The organism is Ditibartonella apis (assembly GCF_001952075.1).
Taxonomy (GTDB): Bacteria; Pseudomonadota; Alphaproteobacteria; order Rhizobiales; family Rhizobiaceae; genus Bartonella; species Bartonella apis.
On the sequence record NZ_LXYU01000001.1, the window covers coordinates 543,444 to 561,088 of the forward strand.

The following is a 17,645-nucleotide window of genomic DNA, read 5'->3' on the forward strand; positions in this document are numbered from 1 at the left end:
ATGAATGTTGCTTTTATGTTGTCTTTCATCTTCGGCTTCATATTTGGCCGAAATTGATATCTTCGGCAAAGCCTCACTTGAATTCGTCATGTCCTACTACAGCTTTTCAACAGCTGGAAATCGCAGGAAACGAAAAACAAGACATCAATCGCTTGCTTCGTTCTTGTTGTGTTACTGATAAAAATATCGCCCTACACACATGCGAAAAAAGCGAAAATGCGAACCATAAGTACTCCCGTCTACCCGTTTATATCCTTTAGGGGCGGTTTCCCTTCAACAATTTCACGGTAACTTTTTTGAAAAAAAGCCCGCATGATCAATCACCAACGATCATGTCCTACCACTTCCTATAATATAATGATTGGCTAAACGACTTCTAAGGGGGGGCTAAACAATTTGTTTGGCGCTCACTGAATAATGGTGGACGAGTGTCTCATACCGACCTTTTTAGGCAATGTTGCAAAGGCCAGTATTAATTTTCAGATTTTTACTTGCCAGATTGTTACGTCTTTTGAACTTTTATCTTCTATTGCTTTTGAAACACGAAGATTGAATGTTGCTTTTCTTTCCAGCAATTTTTCGGGAAGGTAAGCGCGGGCGGGGTCACCAACGAATATAGCGGTCCTCGACCGGTCAAAACATTGAAACCACTTGATGACGGTTTCACTCATTATTTTGTCATAAAAGACATCGCCGGCAAGGATAACATCGAAAGCGTTTTGTAACGCCTCGCCTTTATTGATAAGATTGTCGTTTTCGATCGTCACGGACACATTATTGAGGCAGGCATTAAGCTGGATTGCTTCACATGCAAAAGCATCAATATCATTGGAAAGAACCGATAAAGCGCCCGCCTGTTTTGCAGCAATGCCGACAAGGCCCGAACCGGAAGCGAAATCGAGCACTTTTTTGCCCTTCACTATTTCGGGGTTTTCCAGAATGTAAAGCGCTAATGCCTCGCCACCTGCCCATGGAAAAGCCCAATAAGGCGGCGGAAGATCTATTTTTCCCATCTCGGCTTCAGTCATATGCCAGAGTTTGTGGACTTCATCGGCCTGATAAAGTATTATCGAGGGGATGTTGAGACAAGCAAGCGGAGAGGTGTTTTCGAGAATGAATGTTTTTTTGTCCATCGCGGTGGCGAATTAAATATTTTGCCGAAATTATCAACTCCTGCCGAAATTTTCAGGGAGCCGGTGAAAGCCCTCCCATCCGGCAGACTTCTTGCCACTCATCATCGCGCACCGGCTGCACCGAAAGGCGCATGGACGTTACCAAGGACATATTGGCAAGTTTCGGGTTGGCTTTAACGGCTTTCAAAGTGACGGGCTTCGGCATATCGCAAACAGCGCGGATATCGACACATTCCCAACGCGGATCATCAGTCGTCGAATCGTGGTGGGCAGTTTTGCAAACTTCAACAATTCCAACGATTTCCAGTCCTTCATTGGAATGGTAAAAGAAACCCTTGTCACCAATTTTCATAGCACGCATATTGTTACGAGCCTGATAATTGCGCACGCCGTCCCACTGTTCGCCTTGGGCACCTTTATTTTTTTGCATATCCCACGACCATTTGAATGGTTCGGATTTGAATAACCAGTAAGCCATTCTACATTTCCTCGGGATTGTTAACGCTCCAGCGCCATGGACGGATTTTGACCTCACTGAACAGTCCTGCTTGTGCATAAGGATCGTTTTTTGCAAAGCCCTCAGCTTCTTCTGCCGATTTTGCTTCCACGACCATCAAAGTGCCGTTAGGCTTGTCATTACCATCAAGAAACGGGCCGGCGAATTTAACCGTTTTGCCGAGACTTTTCAGATAGTCGAGATGTTTGGGACGTATGTCGAGACGAACATGCAAATGGTCTTTTTTGTCATTGCTGATAACGGCGTAAAGCATTGTCTAGTCCTCCGATTTCAAGGGGCGGGTAATAAGCATGGTGACAGCTTGGTCAATGGTAATGCGTCTGTCAAGCAGAGCGGCGACGGCATCAATCACCGGTGCAACGATATTTTTTCTGCGACAGAGCCCGGCTGCCCCGGGGGCAGTGGCAACACCTTCGGCAAGTTTCAAACCGTCTGTCGATTTGCCTTGTCCGAGTGCAAAGCCATAAGAAAAATTACGTGATTTTGCTGATGAACAGGTAAGGATAAGATCTCCCAATACCGAAAGGCCGGTCATGGTTTCAGCTTTCGCACCCATGGCCTTTCCGATGCGACGCAACTCGGCAAAACCGCGGGTTACAAGAGCTGCTTGTGCACTTGCACCAAGGCCACGTCCGGCAGCAGCACCGGCCGCAATTGCAAGCACATTTTTTAACGAACCACCAATTTCCACGCCGACAATATCGTCGCTCGCGTAGCACCGGAAAACAGGTCCCGAAAACAGATGTGCAATCTCTTTGGATAATTCGATGTTTTTTGCGGCAATTGTTACAGCCGTTGGCAGACCACGGGCGACATCTTCGGCAAAGCTCGGGCCGGAAAGTGTCGCCATTTTATGATTGGGCAAAATATCCGAAACAATGTCGGACATGAAGCGTCCGGTTTTTTGTTCTATGCCTTTGGCGCAAAGAATAATCGGGGCTTTTTCAGGAATAAAGCGGGCAAAACTATTCAAGGCAGAGGAAAAAACCTGTGCTGGAATGACAGCAAGAACAAAATCGGCAGAAGCGAGTGCATAAGCCACATCAGTCGTGGCGGAAAATCCCGAGGGTAAAATCACATCCGGCAGATAATACGGGTTGATATGATGATTGTTTATTTTTTCGACAGTTTCGGGATTGCGCCCGTAAAGCGCTACATTGTGCCCGAGATTATGAGAGAGAACGGCAAGCGCTGTCCCCCATGCACCGCTTCCCATCACGGCAATTTTTTTGCCCGTTTTGTTCACGCTTTGGCTCCCCGACGTCCGGCACCGATCAATGGTGATGAGTGTTCATCAAGCGGCCAGCGCGAACGCGGAGCAATATTGAAGGACGAGCGGTCACCATGAATAAAATGTTGAAGTCCTGCATATGCGATCATCGCGGCATTGTCTGTGCAAAGACTGATTGGCGGTGCGATAAATCTGAATCCATGTGTGTCACACAATTTTTGCAATGAATTGCGAATGGCTTTGTTGGAGGCAACACCGCCAGCAACCACAAGGCATGCCTCTTTATCAGGATAATCGTTTTTGAAAACAGCAAGCGAACGTTCGACGCGGTCGCTCAATGTGTCGGTCACGGCAAGTTCGAAAGAAGCTGCAATGTCGGCGATATCTTTGTCACTCAAAGGTGCCATTTCCATAGCGATTTGCCGCACCGCAGTTTTAAGGCCGGAAAACGAGAAATCGAGCCGTTTTTCACCTTTCAACGGTCTTGGCAGTTCAATTCTTTGATTATCACCTTGAGCGGCCAGTTTTTCGATAATCGGTCCACCGGGATAGGCAAGTCCAAGCAGTTTTGCCGTTTTGTCAAAAGCTTCGCCCAGAGCATCGTCAATTGTTGTGCCAAGGCGTTTGTAATCCCCCAATCCTTTGACCAGAATAACCTGTGTGTGACCACCTGAAACAAGAAGCAGAAGATAGGGATAGTCAAGATTATTGGTGAGTTTTGCTGTCAGTGCATGGCCTTCCAGATGATTGATGGCAATAAAGGGCTTGTTTGCGGCAAGCGCCAGTGCTTTTGCCGTCATCAAACCGACAATTAATCCGCCGATCAGTCCGGGGCCACCTGTTGCGGCAATGGCATCAATATCCTTGAGTTCCAGTTTTGCTTCTTCAAGGGCGCGTTTGACGAGCCTGTCCAGAATTTCAACATGGGCACGTGCGGCAATTTCAGGAACAACACCACCATAAGGAACGTGGTCTTCAATCTGGCTCCAAACGATATTGCTTACGATATGGGCTTTATCACCCTCGTCGCGTTCGACGATAGCGGTAGCCGTTTCATCACAACTCGTTTCAATTCCCAAAACACGCATTTTGCGCCTCAAGTTCCTTTCTATAAGCCATTTCAGGCAAGGTTCGATCTGTTGCCAAGAGCCTTTACGCTTATTGTCGGCAAGGCCTTTTATTGTCAGTTTTAACTTTTTTCGCTATTATTGAAAGAGCAACTTTAAAACCGGTTTTACCAAATAGCCAGTTCTATCAAATAGAATCTGTGAAGTCTTGAAGAAAAGCGATAAAGCTTGGGTTCAACCGTTCGTTTTAAAGAGAGGGAGTTTTCCTTTATGGTCATTCTGGTGACGCGCCCTGAACCCGGAGCAACGCGAACCGCGGAGCATTTGCGTCATTTGAAGTTATCTCCGTATATTTTGTCTTTGTCGAAAACCGTTCAATTACCGGTTCTCCGGCAGGATTTTTCCTGTGACGCCGTTATTGCAACAAGTGAATCGGCATTTTTATATGGAAACCCACACCTTATTGAAAAATTGCGTGGGAAGCCGCTCTATGTCGTTGGAAAACATACAGCAGAGGCAGCAAAAAAAGCCGGTTTTTCCGATGTCGTCCTTGCCGCACCCGATGCGAAAACACTTGGACACAAAATCGAAAGAGCGCCGAGCGATCGCATTCTTTATCTTGCCGGTCATGTACGTCGGCCGGATCTTGAGGATGATTTGCGCCAGAAATACAAATATTTCGAGACAATTGAACTATATGATACAATACCGATAAAGCTTGACGACGAACAAAAACTGAAGATTCCGCAAAAAATCGATATCGTTATGCTCTATTCAGCTATGGCTGCCGCTGGTCTTAAACAAATTAGCGGCTATATTAATCAGTCAACAGTACTTTTATGTCTTTCCGTGCGCATAGCAAATGCTGTTCCAAAAACGTTTTTGAATGCGCCGGTTATAGCATATGAACCGAATGAAGATGCGATGTTGGATGGGGTGAAGGCAATATTGGCTTAAAGTATTTTTCCTATTTTAATGATATAAACCATTCTTTCATTTCACGCCGGTATTCTGGTCACGGACTAAACAAGGAAAGCGAGGAGCTATGGCAGAGCCTCAAAAACCAAAGGCTAAACTTCAACATTCGGGTAAAACCCGTAAGCCCCCATTGGTCGATCTTCATGCAGAAAAAACCGAGATTCCGGAAGCCGAACCTGTTGTTATTGACGCCAATCAGGAAAGCTTTCTAACAGAAGCCCAACGGCAAAGTGATAAAACTTCCGGTGCTAAAATATCCGCTGAGCCTAAGACCGAAACCAAAAAGTCTGCTAATCAGGATGCAACATTAAAGCCCGCCGACACGAAAACGGCCTATGGAACCGATAGAGAGAAAAGTGGGGTAAAAATGGCAAGTGACCAGATCTCCCATAAAGGTGGAAAGAATAATAATGGCTCACCATCTTTCGGACAAGAAAGCGTGAGTGGAACAAAAGGGGGGAGCAGCCTCAGCCACTTTGCTTCGGGTGTCGCCGGAGGTGTCATCGCTCTTATCGTCGGAGCAGGCCTGCAATGGAGCGGTTTATTGCCAGGTTTTTCAGAGCAGGATAGGTCTGCGCAAACCAAATTGGCAAATCTTGAAAACGAAATTGTAAGTCTCAAACAGAATGCGGTGGATGGTGCAACTGTAACAGCAGAGCTTTCTTCTGCCGATCGGCAGGCGCTTGATAAAGTTGTGGCTCATGTCAGTGAACTCGACAGTAAAACAAATGCTATGGGCGAACAATTGTCGGGCGTGATTGATAATGTTGAGACATTGAACAATGTTGTCAATTCTTCCGTCCGCGATAACACCAATCCGCAGGCAGCCGAAATTCTGACAAACAAATTTACCGACATTCAAAACCGGTTGCAAACTCTGCCCGCGATTTCGGAAAAATCGGTTAAGGCTCTCGATCTAGCTCAAGAGAATGCTCAAAATATAGATCAATTGCAGAAGCAGGTAGAAGAGATAAAAAGCGAGATCAAGACGCCCATTCAAGGTAAAGATGTCGCGGCAATAACAGCGGCAAATGCGCTTAAGAATGCTATTGATCGCGGTGGTTCCTATGCGAACGAACTTGGCACACTTGAAAACACTGCTCCAGATATGACTGTGCTTGATAATCTCAAGCAATATGCCGACAAAGGTGTACCCAATCAGGCCGAACTTTCAAATGACTTTGCACGTGTTGCCGATCGGATTGCGAAAACAGACGATAAACCGGCAGATGATGCAGGGTTTGGTGAAAAATTATGGGCTAGCGCGAAAAGCCTCGTCACTTCTCGCCCTGTCGGCAATGTCGAGGGAAATAGTGCCGGTGCGATTGCTGCAAGAATGGAAGTGGCAATCAAGAAAGGTGACAATGAACGTGCCTTGAGCGAATGGCAAAATCTGCCACAAAGTGCCAAGGATGTTTCATCCGATTTTGTCTCGAAGTTGAAAATACGGCGTGATGCCGATGCGGTTTTATCGGAGATATTGAATAGCCTTATGTCTTCGTCTACGCCGCAAAACTTGAATTAGAGGGGTATGAAGAAAAATGGTTCGCGTACTCTTTTACGTTCTTGTAATAGCAATTCTTGGAGCCGGTTTTGCCTGGCTTGCCAATAATCCCGGCAATCTGGTGATGGACTTCGGTTCAAGCCGGGTCACTGTTTCTGTTTTGACAGCAGTGATTGCTTTCGTTCTGCTGGTTGTTGTCGTTTTGTTTTTGCTCTTCATCCTGAAATCGGTTTTTTCAGCACCTTATAAACTCTCCCGTCACCTTGAGGAACAACGGCAGAAAAAAGGTCGTGAAGCATTGTCAAGCGGACTTCTTGCAGCTTTATCGGGCGATGTCGATACGGCCAAACGCATGAACAAGCGTGTTGCCCGTTATCTTGATAGCGAAAATGAACCTCTTGCCAAATTTCTGGACGCAAAAACATTACTTATTGCAAATGATGTTCCCGGTGCACTTCGCGTTTACGAGGAGATGAGCAAATCTCCGAAAACACAGCTTGCGGGTTTTTATGGGCTTTATCGTGAAGCAATGAGATCGGGTGCCTATGAAGCCGCCGGTCAATATGCTGAAAAAGCAAGTTCGATAGCCCCATCGCTAACATGGGCCAATCAGGCAATGCTCGACCGGTTATGCGCTGAAGGTTCGTGGGAAAAAGCGCTTGAGCTTTTTGATCGGGAAGTTAAATCTCTGCCGCGGGCTGAACGGTCTGATAAAAAACTCATACATAAGCGTGTGGTTCTTTTGACCGGTCAGGCCAGAGATATGTTCGAATATTACCCTGATGAAGCAAGGAAAACTGCGCTGAAAGCCCAAAAACTCGACCCGTCATTTGTGCCTGCAACACTTGTGGCAACCGATATTCTCTATCGTCAACATGAAATCGGCAAAGCCGACAGGCTCATTGAGAATTTATGGAAAAAGTCACCCCATGCCGATCTGGCAACTCTTTATCTCAATGGTGAAGAACGTGCTGTTGACCGCTTGAAAAAAGCAAAAGCTCTTGCCCAAAAAAATCCGCAAGCCTTTGAATCATGCTTCATTGTTGCCCGCTCGGCTTTCGATGCAGGCGAACTTGGGCTTGCCCGTGATCAGGCGGAAAAGGCGGTAAAGATTGCACCCCGCGAGAGTGCCTATCTTTTGCTTGCCGATATTGAAGAAGCGCAAAGCGGAGATCAGGGGCGGGTACGTCAATGGTTGTCTCTGGCAGTGCGTGCTGATCGTGATCCGGTTTGGATGGCAGATGGCAAAACTTTTGACAAGTGGCAACCTGTCTCGCCCATCAGCGGCAAATTGGATGCATTTCGGTGGCAGGCTCCTTCACGCACTCCGGGATTGACCTTAAATCCTGATGAAGTCATTCCCGCTACAATCGAACAAGCACCGGTCAAAATTAAAAAAACTGCTAGTACGGATCGTGGCAACACGATGAATGCCAACGTTAGGTCAACAAATTTAAAAGACAGGGAAGACAAAAATAAGGGAACACAGACATTCCATACCAAACCGGTTATGATTGTCGATGCTGTTGACCCGTCAAAACCGGAAACTCCTGTCGATGCGACCCGCATCAATGTTGATGATCCCGGTGTGCATAAGAAATAATGCGTCCGTAAGAAATGATATGTGCGCAAAAAAGTATTTGGGAAAATTTGATCGTCGATCATATCTTCCGTTGTAACTCGTTTTATAACTTCTACGAGAGCGGGAATGATCTGTTAAGCGGCATGTCGGAACATATGCCAAGCCTATTGAGAAATCCGCATGAACACAAAACTTGAATAGTGAAGTTTTTTAAAGAAAATTTATGCAAAGTAACATGCATGACAACTCTAGAAGCGAGGACAGGGATTGATATTAAAGCATCTGGAAGACTTTATAAGATCGCTTGGGAAAGGTGGTCCCGAATTTGGCAACGATGATCCGCGGGTAGCAGCGGTTGCTCTGGCTTTTCACATTGTTGATGCCGATGGTCAGGAACAGGGTGTCGAGAAAAAAGTCCTCTATGACATCGTCTCCCACGAATTCGAACTCGCTGAACCGGATGTGAAAGCCTTGATTGAAGCTGGTAAGGCAGCCAATCGTGACAGTCTCGACATCTTCAACTTTACCTCGACATTAAAACGCCATCTTACAAAAGAAGAATGCATCAAATTTATCGGCGTGCTGTGGGAAATTGCTTATGCTGATGGTTATATTTACGAGTTGGAAGATACGCTGATCTGGCGGATTGCGGAAATGATTGGCGTTGACCGTAAGGATCGACTGGAATTGAAGAAAATGGTGGGCCAAAGGAAACAACTTCCGGAAAAACCGAAAGGCCTGCCAGAAACTAAATAGGTTATTGGGATAGAATGTCATTGGCGGATGAAAAAATTTCCCCGAAAGAGGAAAAGCAAAAAATAGCGGTTGTTTTGCATCAGGCCTCTTCAAGTACCGGACGCATCGGCCAAATCTTGCAGAAGAACGGCTTCGAGTTGAGCATTTACCGGCCGGTGTTAGGAGATTGTCTTCCAACAACATTGAAAGATTATGCAGGAGCAATCATTTTTGGTGGCCCGATGAGTGCTAATGACAATGAGCCGTTTATCAATCGCGAAATGGATTGGATATCGGTTGCGCTTAAAGAAAATAAACCGTTTCTCGGTATTTGTCTCGGGGCACAATTGCTTGCACGGAATCTTGGTGGAACAGTCAAACCACGTAGCGATGGTGAAGTCGAAATCGGCTGGTATCCGATTGAAGCGACTGGAAGTGGCAAACGCGTCATGGACTGGCCAAAAATGGTTTATCATTTCCATAGCGAAGGCATTTATGATTTGCCACAAGGTGCGGAGCTTCTGGCCAAGGGGAATACTTATCCTACACAAGCTTTCCGCTATGGTGAAAATGCGTGGGGTTTGCAATTCCATTCCGAATTGACGCGTGCCATGATGCAGCGTTGGGTGGTGCACGGTGCCGAACGTTTAGAGTTGAAGGGCGCCCAATGCGCAAAGTCGCAACTGGAAGGACGTTTCATCTATGATCCGGCGTTACGTCGCTGGATCGAACAAGCACTTGTCAAAATGTTCGGCAAGCCGAAGTAAAACATTCAATCCTGACCTGTAATATCGAATGCGGTTTTAAAGGTTGTAGATTGTTTCAAGTCGATCAGTCTTGGAGAAGTTTTGCAAGCTTTTCCAGGGACTTGTCGGGAATGCCCATTTTCCTTAAACTTGCGGCAGTATTAACCACGTAATCAACGTTGGAACCGGCAAATCCATGACTTTGGCGGATAATGAGCGCCATATTTTCCCGATCAAGCTTTTTGGCATATTGTTCGTGCGAGTGATCTGCAACAAAAAACAATCCGTTGACTATGCGGCCGTCTTTCAGGTGGATCGGCTTCAACTTTTCTATATAGACACTGTTTACCTGTTCGCGCCTGATCAGATAATCATAGGTTTTTTTTGTGTCTTCCACCGGAACGTGAAAAGCGAGCCCGTCGCAACATCCGCCGCGATCAAGCCCCAGAACGAGACCCGGATTTTCGACAGTTCCGCGATAATGGTTGGAATAGATACATAAGGAACGATGATAGCCGTAAAGTCGGGCAGGCGACATAAAATCATAGGTAAAACCCGGATTCCACATCAAAGAGCCATAGCCGAAAACCCAAAAATCGTGCATTTGTTGCTCATCCTCATCACATGCACTTTTACATGGTTTTGATATATGCACTAAAAAAAACATAAATGTCTATGGAGATATAAAGACTTATTCTCTATGATCGGCAAAAATTTTTCATGGAAATTGCGAGTAAAAACTTCAGATGTCTTCATTCGACTTCGAGCCTCAACGCAAATCGGTCAATCACAGATATATTGTTCGGGGTGTATTTGCCGTTGTGGTAATTGTTATACTCTACACAATCGTCTGGTATTTTCTGGCAAATAAAGTCGAAGAAAAAGTTGCCAATCAATTGGCCACCTATAATGAAAGCGGCTTTGTCGTTTTATGCGAGAATATGCATAAAACCGGCTATCCGCTCAGAATTGGTGTTTCCTGTGACACAGTCAATTTGCAACAATTGATGAAAGGTTTTGCCTTTTCGGGTGAAAAAATAATTGCCGGTGCACCTGTTTATGCACCGCGTTGGCTCGAACTGTCATTGACAGCACCCATCTCTCTCGAATTTCCGGGACTCGTTCCACTTTCGGCAAAATGGAGCCAAATGGCGATTGAAACCGATATGAGCGGGAAAATCCCCGATGCAGTCAGTTTGCGCACAGACAATTTAGAAATCGGCTCGAAAGCGGAAGCCGGCCAATTGATCGATAGAACAACAGCAAAGTTTTTGCGTTTTGATGCGCATGGATTGAATACCAATCTTGATGCCAGATTAACGTTTGAAAATCTGGTTCTGCCCTTGATAATTCCGCACGAAAATACACCTGTTCCGGAAATGAGCGGAGATATCAGATGGTCAATCGACCAAGCTTTTTCGCTTTTTGAAGTGAGTGAAGACGAAATCGATCCGCTTCAACGCATGCGGGGTCATAAGGGCTTTTTGAAATCGTCGACAGTCCGTTTTGAAAGCGGTGGTTCGATAACCGTTTCGGGGCCTTTTTCATTCAACGATGAAGGGTATCTCAATGCAAAATTCGATATAGCCATTAGTGACCAGAACAAGCTGTTGCAAACAGCACGTAATGCATTTCCCTCTCAGGCTGACAATCTTAAAACAATCTTTTTTGCGTTAAATGCCATGCAGAAGAATGACAAAGGCGATCCGGTTTTGCAGCTTTCGATAAAAAATGGCGAGGTCCGTTTGGCCTTTTTCAAAATCGGGCATATCGACCCGATTTGATATTTTAAGTTTCCGCACGGGCGTAAAAGGATAGATAATTTGCCATCATTGATGACGCGTTTCCTTCATGCCTTTCGCGTTATAAGTTGTACTATAAGCCGGAATTATTTCATTTAAAATGAGCACGAAAATTTTATTCTAGATTATTTTTATGTAAATAAATCAATGCTTTATAAAAAGCAATGGATAAGTCGGACAACGGTTCACTAAAACTACCTGGGATATACGTTTGCGCGCTCGCGAATTTTAATTCCGGTTCTAGCGGGCTCGATATTCTTGGCACCAATCATCACTTTCGCACTTGTGACAGGGGGCAACAGGTTTTAAATAAAAGCTTGTTTTATAAAGAAGGCATTGTTGATGAGCAATTCTGGAAAATCTGTTCTTGTTATTTCAAGCCACGTTATTCGCGGTTCGGTTGGAACGCGTGTGAGTGTCAACGCTCTTGAACAAATGGGGTATGCTGTCTGGGATATGTTGACCGTCAGCATGACATGGCAACCGCGTCATGGTCCATCCCATCGTCTCGTTGTGCCGGTTGCAGATTTCAAGGCATGGGCTGATGATATCATCCGCTCGAAATGGGTAGGAGAAATTGCAGCGGTTATGACCGGCTATTTCGGAAGTGCCGAACAGATCAAGATTACAGCCGATCTTATCAAAACGCTCAAACAGAAAAATCCGCATCTTGTCTATTTTTGTGATCCGGTTCTGGGCGATGAAGGTGGGCTTTATGTCGGAGAAGACATTGCCAAAGAAACAGTCGAACAACTGTTGCCACTTGCCGATATTTTGAAACCCAATCGCTCGGAACTTGAGTGGATTGTGTCAAAAAAACTTGAGACCAATCACGAGATTATCGCCGCTGCACGAAAAGTGGGGTGCAAAACAACTCTTGTTACTTCTGCCTGGCCACTTTTAAAAAATGCTACCGGCAATCTGCTTGTAACAGATAAATCAATTCTGCTCGCCGAACATCCGTTGGTGAAAGATCCGGTCAATGGTCTGGGCGATCTCACAGCTGCACTTTTCCTTGCCCGCATTCTTGATGGTGACAATGAAGAAGATGCTCTCCGTTTTGCTACGGCTTCTGTTTACACATTGCTTATGGAAACAACGAGGCACAATGCTTACGAGCTGATGCTTGAAAGCGGGCTTCATCGTTTAGGAACACTCGCCGAGCGCGTTACGTTGCGTTATCTCAAAGATACGGCGGACATGTCCAAGAATAAGTAACAGGCGAAGAACGCAGATACCGCCAAGTGATGATTTATGTTTGATTTTCCCGAAAAGCTTTTAAATGGCTATCATACGTTCATGAACACACGGCTTGTTCATGAACGTGAGCGCTATAAACAATTGGCTTATGAAGGGCAAAAACCCGAGACAATGGTTATAGCCTGCTGCGATTCACGCACTGCGCCCGAGACAATTTTCGATACCGATCCCGGTGAAATATTTGTTATGCGCAATGTGGCCAATCTGGTTCCACCTTTTCATCCCGATAAAGAATATCATGCGACGTCGGCCGCGTTGGAATTTGCGGTCCAGTCATTGAAGGTCAAAAACATTGTTGTACTTGGACATGCACGCTGTGGCGGTATACGTAGTGCACTTGACCTTGAGGGAAAGCCGCTTTCTTCTGTCGATTTTATCGGCAAGTGGATGGGGCTTTTGACACCGGCTGCCGAAGCTGTTGCAACCAATACATTGATGACTTCAAGTGAACGTCAAACAGCACTCGAGCGGATTTCCATCCGCTATTCGATAAATAATCTGCGTACGTTTCCGTGGATAAAACAGCGTGAAGAACAGGGAAAGCTTACGCTTCATGGTGCATGGTTCGATATTGCAACAGGTGAATTATGGATTATGGACCGGCGTAGCGGTGACTTTACCCGTGCCGAATAATGATTTTCGTTTTTTGAACCGGCTAGCCGGTTGAACAGACTATTAAATATGATAAAGCCTGCCGATCAGGCAGGCTTTTTCCATTTTTTAAAATATTGAAGCAATAACGGGTCAATAACTTCTACTTGTCATCGGCAGAAAACAATTCCGACCGCTGCTATTTCACGGTAGGCCGTTTTATCAATTGCCGTCTATCTGTTTACCCATGATAGCAATTGATTGTTGGTAAACGCTTGCATCATTCCAACCTTGGATGGCCGCAAAATTGGGTTCTCCAGGTTGATAACCCTGTCCTGGTTTCCAACCATGGGCGCGCAAGAAATTGAATGTCGAAGCAAGGGCGTCGGCCTTCGAATTGATCATGTCGATATGACCGTTACCATCACCATCGACGCCATAAAGCAGAACGTTTTTTGGCAAGAATTGTGTTTGCCCGATCTCGCCATGCATAGCACCGATAGAATTCGGATCGAAATCTCCGCGGTCAATCAGCTTCAAAGCTGCATAGAGCTGGTCGGTAAAAAAGGCGCTACGCCGACAATCATAAGCCAATGTTGCAACGGCTGACAGCGTATGTTGTTTTCCCATAAAGGAACCGAAGCTCGTTTCCATACCCCAAATGGCAATGACCGGGCCGGATGCAACACCGTATTTTTTCTCAAGCCGGTCAAACAGTGCCGCATTTTGCTTTTTCATCACTCTGCCACGGGCAACAATGGTTGATGAACCACGCTTCTTCATGAATTGATCAAGGCTTAGTTTGAAACTTTTCTGGCCGCGGTCTGCATTGATGGTTGCTTGGGCATAGTGCACATTATCCAAGGCGGCTATACCACGCTTGCCAATTCCGTTTGCTGCGGCTTCCTGCTTGGTTGCCTCTACCCAGTTTTCAAAACCGGCCGAAGTACTTCCGCATTTTGGAGCTGCAAGGGCAACTCCGGTGGTTGCGGCAAATGCCAAGCCGATAAAACCGGCCTTTATCGCGCTTTTACAAAACATTCGAGCTGTTCCTTCTTAAAAAACCTAACCTTTGTGCAGGTAAAATGTTGTTTATCGCTTATAACAAGTTGGTTCTGAAACCAAGTAGGATTACACTTTATCAAATACATTATGCATAAACCTTGACAAGATGCTCCTTTTGCTGTTTTAAGACGCTTTAAATCTGCGACAAGCTTATCAGACTTGGAGCCACCGACCGGGACCCGTAATGGTATAAAGAGATCCCGGAGGTCAACATCCGACAGCGCGATGCGCCCTCGGGTGCGTGTTTCGTTTGGTTCGGGTTTGTTGGCTTATTAAAGAGGTAGACAATGTTTGATTCCTTACAGGAACGTCTGGGCACCATTCTGAACAATCTGACAGGGCGGGGAAGCCTGTCGGAGCAGGATGTTGCAACCGCTCTGCGTGAGGTCCGTCGTGCGCTGATTGAAGCCGATGTTGCACTTGATGTTGTGCGCTCCTTTACCGACCGTGTCCGTGAAAAGGCGGTTGGTGCCAATCTCTTGAAATCAATCAAACCGGGGCAAATGGTTGTCAAACTCGTTCATGACGAGTTGGTGGAAATGCTTGGCACGGAAGGCATTTCAATAGACCTTAATGCACCTTCACCGGTTGTTATCATGATGGTCGGCCTGCAAGGTTCAGGTAAAACCACAACTTCGGCAAAAATTGCCAAACGTCTTACTGAAAAACAGAACAAGAAAGTCTTGATGGCTTCTCTTGATACGCGTCGTCCGGCAGCTCAGGAACAATTGCGCCAGCTCGGCGAACAGATTCATGTGCCGACATTGCCGATCATCGCCGGCCAGACACCGGTGGAAATAGCTGCCCGTGCTGTTCAGGCGGCCAAACTTGGCGGTCAGGATGTTGTTATTCTCGACACTGCCGGTCGCACCCATATTGATGAGCCGCTCATGGTCGAAATGGCCGACATTAAGGCCAAATCCGCACCACATGAAATATTGCTCGTTGCCGATAGTCTGACCGGTCAGGATGCTGTCAACCTTGCCCGTTCGTTTGACGAGCGTGTGGGCATTACCGGTATCATATTGACACGTATGGATGGTGACGGGCGCGGTGGTGCTGCTCTTTCCATGCGCGCTGTGACCGGCAAACCGATCAAGGCCATTGCAACCGGCGAAAAAATGGAAGCGCTGGAAGAATTCCATCCTCGTCGCATTGCCGATCGTATTCTAGGTATGGGCGACATTGTTTCGCTGGTTGAAAAAGCTGCCGAAACAATAGATCAGGAAAAAGCCGCCGCACTTGCCAAAAAAATGCAAAAGGGCAAATTCGACCTGAGCGATTTGGCCGAACAGCTCAAGCAAATGAAAAAATTGGGTGGCATGGGCGGCATTCTCGGTATGATGCCAGGTATCGGAAAAATGAAAGACCAGATTGCGGCTGCCGGTCTTGACGACAATCTTTTTAACCGCCAATTGGCCATTATTTCTTCCATGACCAAAGAAGAACGTGCCAATCCGGATCTTTTGAAACATAGCCGCAAACAGCGCATTGCCAAAGGGTCGGGTACCAATGCGGCCGACATCAACAAACTTCTTAAAATGCATCGCCAGATGGCCGACATGATGAAAATGATGGGCGGCAAAGGCAAAGGCGGTCTGATGCAGAAGATGATGGGCGGCATTGGCGCCAAATTGGGATTTGGCGGTTTGGGTGGTGGTCTTCCCGATCTTTCGTCAATGGATCCCAAGCAATTGGAAAAAATTCAGAAACAGGCTGAAAGTGCAGGCCTTGGAAACAAACTTCCCGGTCTTGGTGGCGGGACATTACCCGGACTGCCTTCAAGCGGAACAAAATTCCAAGGGCTTCCCGGCCTGCCGAAAAAGCATTGAAAAACGAAGAAACGTTGAAGATTATGAGTGATACGAAAATTCCTGAAGAGCTTTTGCAACTTCGTGAGTCGATTGACAATTTTGATGCCGCACTTGTGCATATCCTTGCCGAACGGTTCCGCTGCACCAAAGCTGTCGGAGTATTAAAGGCAAAATACGGCCTTCCGCCCGCCGATCCGTCACGTGAAAAACGTCAGGTAGCTCGTCTGCGCAAGCTTGCAGAAGAAAGCCATCTTGATCCTGATTTTGCAGAGAAATTCTTAAGTTTTATTGTCAAAGAAGTTATTCGTCACCATGAAGCGACAGCTTTGAAACTTAATTCGAAATAAGAAAACAATTCTGCCGGAACACGAAAAGGCCGGCGGCAACCCGATTGGTTAAAAAACCAAAACCGACAATAGGAGATAAAACATGTCGTTGAAAATTCGTCTGTCACGCGCAGGTTCAAAAAAGCGTCCTTACTACCATATCGTTATCGCCGATATCCGCAGCCCGCGTGATGGCCGGTTTATCGAACGTGTCGGTTTCTGGAATCCGATGCTTGCCGACGAGAATGATCGCATAAAGATGGATAACGAGCGCATTCAATATTGGCTTAGTCATGGTGCTTTGCCGACAGATCGTGTTGCACGTTTCCTTGATGCCGCCGGTCTTTTCAAACGCAAACCACGCAACAATCCGAATAAAGCGCTTCCGGGCAAAAAAGCTCAGGAACGTATTGCTGCTGCCAAACAGGCTGAAGAAGAAGCCAAAGCTGCCGCAGCTGCTCCTGCCGAGGAAGCAGCCCAGCCAACCGAATAAGATTTTAAAATTGAAGTTTTCGAGACTTTTGATAAGTCAGGAAAAGAAATTAAAAAACGGGCGCTTGAGGCCCGTTTTTTGTTGGAATCCTGTGTGACTCATAAATGAAGAATTGAATGATTTTTTTGCGTTCTTCATTTTATCTCGCGGTGTAAGTTTATAACCGGAATGGATTGCAGCAACGGCTCTAAACCGGCAGAAAAGCGGTTGATGATCAATCATTTGCGGCAAGCAATGAACAAAGCTTTTTAAAAAAAATGCCAAAACCTGTCTGATCAAGCCGGAAAGGCGCGAAAGCTTTCTGTATTGTCCATTACCGAATGGAAAGAACGACGAAAAAGTTCAGGCTCAAAATAAAAATTGATGGAACCCGAAACAACAGCTTGTAAAAGCCGGTTTTGAAAATTTGTGTAACAAATTGTTTTAAGAATATTAAAAGAGCAGTATTACGCCAAGCGAGCCAATATCGCTTGAAACGAACTGAGTTGTTCAATGAAGTCAGGTTAACTGGATCAACTTTCAAAAATTAGAAGTCGATAGCCCGTCCCTTTATTTCCCAATCTCCATAGCGTGAAGGATCGTTGCCACCACGGCCACCAATTTCCTTGGGCGCGTCGGTTTTTTTGGCTTTTTTACGCCGTTCTTCAGCCTCTTTCAGTGCTCTTTGTGCAGCAGGCGGAAGTTCTTTTTTTTCAGATTGTTCGTTATTCGCCGTTTGTTCTTGTTGCTTGTCAGTCATTTTTAATATGTCTTCCATTGAAGAAAATGGAGATATTCACCATCATATAAGGACGAATATGC

General features: G+C 46.0%; 19 protein-coding genes. 11 read left to right on the forward strand and 8 right to left on the reverse strand.

The window, feature by feature from the left end:
• Positions 1-479 precede the first annotated feature (479 nt).
• From PEB0122_RS02405 to tsaD, 5 genes are read right to left on the reverse strand one after another with little or no spacing between them, the layout of a single operon-like run.
• Positions 480-1,133, reverse strand: coding sequence for a class I SAM-dependent methyltransferase (locus PEB0122_RS02405; RefSeq protein ID WP_075915399.1), 654 nt, complete (start codon positions 1,131-1,133; stop codon positions 480-482).
• A 52-nt stretch (positions 1,134-1,185) separates the two neighbouring features.
• On the reverse strand, positions 1,186-1,611 hold the full coding sequence (locus PEB0122_RS02410) for an EVE domain-containing protein (RefSeq protein WP_075869430.1): 426 nt from the start codon (positions 1,609-1,611) through the stop codon (positions 1,186-1,188).
• Position 1,612: 1 nt separating this feature from the next.
• Positions 1,613-1,903 carry a YciI-like protein gene (locus tag PEB0122_RS02415; protein WP_075869429.1) on the reverse strand — a complete coding sequence of 97 codons (291 nt, stop codon included), beginning with the start codon at positions 1,901-1,903 and terminating at the stop codon, positions 1,613-1,615.
• A gap of 3 nt (positions 1,904-1,906) precedes the next feature.
• Complete coding sequence (locus PEB0122_RS02420) at positions 1,907-2,896, reverse strand: NAD(P)H-dependent glycerol-3-phosphate dehydrogenase (RefSeq protein ID WP_263969860.1); 990 nt, start codon at positions 2,894-2,896, stop codon at positions 1,907-1,909.
• Entirely contained in the window at positions 2,893-3,969 is a 1,077-nt protein-coding gene (gene tsaD, locus PEB0122_RS02425) for a tRNA (adenosine(37)-N6)-threonylcarbamoyltransferase complex transferase subunit TsaD (RefSeq protein WP_075915400.1), read from the reverse strand. The genes PEB0122_RS02420 and tsaD overlap by 4 nt, the downstream gene beginning before the upstream one ends.
• 249 nt (positions 3,970-4,218) lie before the next feature.
• On the opposite strand from tsaD, the gene PEB0122_RS02430 reads away from it, so the two are divergent.
• From PEB0122_RS02430 to PEB0122_RS02450, 5 genes are all read left to right on the forward strand, one after another.
• Positions 4,219-4,905 (forward strand): uroporphyrinogen-III synthase, encoded by a 687-nt coding sequence (locus PEB0122_RS02430; RefSeq protein WP_075915401.1) that lies wholly within the window; start codon positions 4,219-4,221, stop codon positions 4,903-4,905.
• 88 nt (positions 4,906-4,993) lie between these two features.
• A complete protein-coding gene (locus tag PEB0122_RS02435) occupies positions 4,994-6,451 on the forward strand; it encodes a COG4223 family protein (RefSeq protein WP_075915402.1) in 1,458 nt (485 codons plus the stop codon).
• A gap of 16 nt (positions 6,452-6,467) precedes the next feature.
• Entirely contained in the window at positions 6,468-8,033 is a 1,566-nt protein-coding gene (locus PEB0122_RS02440; protein WP_075915403.1) for a heme biosynthesis protein HemY, read from the forward strand.
• A gap of 246 nt (positions 8,034-8,279) precedes the next feature.
• Complete coding sequence (locus PEB0122_RS02445) at positions 8,280-8,768, forward strand: tellurite resistance TerB family protein (protein WP_075869424.1); 489 nt, start codon at positions 8,280-8,282, stop codon at positions 8,766-8,768.
• Between the two features lie 14 nt (positions 8,769-8,782).
• Positions 8,783-9,514 carry a glutamine amidotransferase gene (locus PEB0122_RS02450; protein WP_075915404.1) on the forward strand — a complete coding sequence of 244 codons (732 nt, stop codon included), beginning with the start codon at positions 8,783-8,785 and terminating at the stop codon, positions 9,512-9,514.
• A 64-nt stretch (positions 9,515-9,578) separates the two neighbouring features.
• Here the strand turns inward: PEB0122_RS02450 and PEB0122_RS02455 are convergent, their stop codons facing one another.
• Positions 9,579-10,097, reverse strand: a complete 519-nt coding sequence (locus PEB0122_RS02455) for a gamma-glutamylcyclotransferase (RefSeq protein WP_075915707.1) — start codon at positions 10,095-10,097, stop codon at positions 9,579-9,581.
• Between the two features lie 142 nt (positions 10,098-10,239).
• Between PEB0122_RS02455 and PEB0122_RS02460 the strand changes: the two genes are divergently transcribed.
• The 3 genes from PEB0122_RS02460 to PEB0122_RS02470 all read left to right on the forward strand — a co-directional run bounded on the left by PEB0122_RS02460 (position 10,240) and on the right by PEB0122_RS02470 (position 13,188).
• Positions 10,240-11,277 carry a DUF2125 domain-containing protein gene (locus PEB0122_RS02460; protein WP_075915405.1) on the forward strand — a complete coding sequence of 346 codons (1,038 nt, stop codon included), beginning with the start codon at positions 10,240-10,242 and terminating at the stop codon, positions 11,275-11,277.
• Between the two features lie 360 nt (positions 11,278-11,637).
• Positions 11,638-12,513, forward strand: coding sequence for a pyridoxal kinase (gene pdxY, locus PEB0122_RS02465; protein ID WP_075915406.1), 876 nt, complete (start codon positions 11,638-11,640; stop codon positions 12,511-12,513).
• Positions 12,514-12,549: 36 nt separating this feature from the next.
• Positions 12,550-13,188, forward strand: coding sequence for a carbonic anhydrase (locus tag PEB0122_RS02470; protein WP_075869420.1), 639 nt, complete (start codon positions 12,550-12,552; stop codon positions 13,186-13,188).
• Between the two features lie 180 nt (positions 13,189-13,368).
• Here the strand turns inward: PEB0122_RS02470 and PEB0122_RS02475 are convergent, their stop codons facing one another.
• Positions 13,369-14,187, reverse strand: coding sequence for a lytic murein transglycosylase (locus PEB0122_RS02475; RefSeq protein WP_075869419.1), 819 nt, complete (start codon positions 14,185-14,187; stop codon positions 13,369-13,371).
• Between the two features lie 311 nt (positions 14,188-14,498).
• On the opposite strand from PEB0122_RS02475, the gene ffh reads away from it, so the two are divergent.
• The 3 genes from ffh (at position 14,499) to rpsP (ending at position 16,844) form a co-directional block, all read left to right on the forward strand.
• Complete coding sequence (gene ffh / locus PEB0122_RS02480) at positions 14,499-16,043, forward strand: signal recognition particle protein (RefSeq protein ID WP_075869418.1); 1,545 nt, start codon at positions 14,499-14,501, stop codon at positions 16,041-16,043.
• A 23-nt stretch (positions 16,044-16,066) separates the two neighbouring features.
• Positions 16,067-16,372, forward strand: coding sequence for a chorismate mutase (locus PEB0122_RS02485; RefSeq protein ID WP_075869905.1), 306 nt, complete (start codon positions 16,067-16,069; stop codon positions 16,370-16,372).
• An 82-nt stretch (positions 16,373-16,454) separates the two neighbouring features.
• Positions 16,455-16,844 carry a 30S ribosomal protein S16 gene (rpsP, locus tag PEB0122_RS02490; RefSeq protein ID WP_075913820.1) on the forward strand — a complete coding sequence of 130 codons (390 nt, stop codon included), beginning with the start codon at positions 16,455-16,457 and terminating at the stop codon, positions 16,842-16,844.
• 526 nt (positions 16,845-17,370) lie between these two features.
• On the opposite strand, the gene PEB0122_RS02500 is transcribed toward rpsP, so the two are convergent.
• A complete protein-coding gene (locus tag PEB0122_RS02500; RefSeq protein ID WP_075869416.1) occupies positions 17,371-17,583 on the reverse strand; it encodes a DUF1674 domain-containing protein in 213 nt (70 codons plus the stop codon).
• Positions 17,584-17,645 lie beyond the last annotated feature (62 nt).

What these genes read in the sequence shown, in the direction of transcription:
- PEB0122_RS02405 (WP_075915399.1), bottom strand. Translation starts at nt 1,133, where the DNA reads ATGGACAAAAAAACATTCATTCTCGAAAACACCTCTCCGCTTGCTTGT.
- PEB0122_RS02410 (WP_075869430.1), bottom strand. Translation starts at nt 1,611, where the DNA reads ATGGCTTACTGGTTATTCAAATCCGAACCATTCAAATGGTCGTGGGAT.
- PEB0122_RS02415 (WP_075869429.1), bottom strand. Translation starts at nt 1,903, where the DNA reads ATGCTTTACGCCGTTATCAGCAATGACAAAAAAGACCATTTGCATGTT.
- tsaD (WP_075915400.1), bottom strand. Translation starts at nt 3,969, where the DNA reads ATGCGTGTTTTGGGAATTGAAACGAGTTGTGATGAAACGGCTACCGCT.
- PEB0122_RS02430 (WP_075915401.1), top strand. Translation starts at nt 4,219, where the DNA reads ATGGTCATTCTGGTGACGCGCCCTGAACCCGGAGCAACGCGAACCGCG.
- PEB0122_RS02435 (WP_075915402.1), top strand. Translation starts at nt 4,994, where the DNA reads ATGGCAGAGCCTCAAAAACCAAAGGCTAAACTTCAACATTCGGGTAAA.
- PEB0122_RS02440 (WP_075915403.1), top strand. Translation starts at nt 6,468, where the DNA reads ATGGTTCGCGTACTCTTTTACGTTCTTGTAATAGCAATTCTTGGAGCC.
- PEB0122_RS02450 (WP_075915404.1), top strand. Translation starts at nt 8,783, where the DNA reads ATGTCATTGGCGGATGAAAAAATTTCCCCGAAAGAGGAAAAGCAAAAA.
- PEB0122_RS02455 (WP_075915707.1), bottom strand. Translation starts at nt 10,097, where the DNA reads ATGCACGATTTTTGGGTTTTCGGCTATGGCTCTTTGATGTGGAATCCG.
- PEB0122_RS02460 (WP_075915405.1), top strand. Translation starts at nt 10,240, where the DNA reads ATGTCTTCATTCGACTTCGAGCCTCAACGCAAATCGGTCAATCACAGA.
- pdxY (WP_075915406.1), top strand. Translation starts at nt 11,638, where the DNA reads ATGAGCAATTCTGGAAAATCTGTTCTTGTTATTTCAAGCCACGTTATT.
- PEB0122_RS02470 (WP_075869420.1), top strand. Translation starts at nt 12,550, where the DNA reads ATGTTTGATTTTCCCGAAAAGCTTTTAAATGGCTATCATACGTTCATG.
- PEB0122_RS02475 (WP_075869419.1), bottom strand. Translation starts at nt 14,187, where the DNA reads ATGTTTTGTAAAAGCGCGATAAAGGCCGGTTTTATCGGCTTGGCATTT.
- ffh (WP_075869418.1), top strand. Translation starts at nt 14,499, where the DNA reads ATGTTTGATTCCTTACAGGAACGTCTGGGCACCATTCTGAACAATCTG.
- PEB0122_RS02485 (WP_075869905.1), top strand. Translation starts at nt 16,067, where the DNA reads ATGAGTGATACGAAAATTCCTGAAGAGCTTTTGCAACTTCGTGAGTCG.
- rpsP (WP_075913820.1), top strand. Translation starts at nt 16,455, where the DNA reads ATGTCGTTGAAAATTCGTCTGTCACGCGCAGGTTCAAAAAAGCGTCCT.
- PEB0122_RS02500 (WP_075869416.1), bottom strand. Translation starts at nt 17,583, where the DNA reads ATGACTGACAAGCAACAAGAACAAACGGCGAATAACGAACAATCTGAA.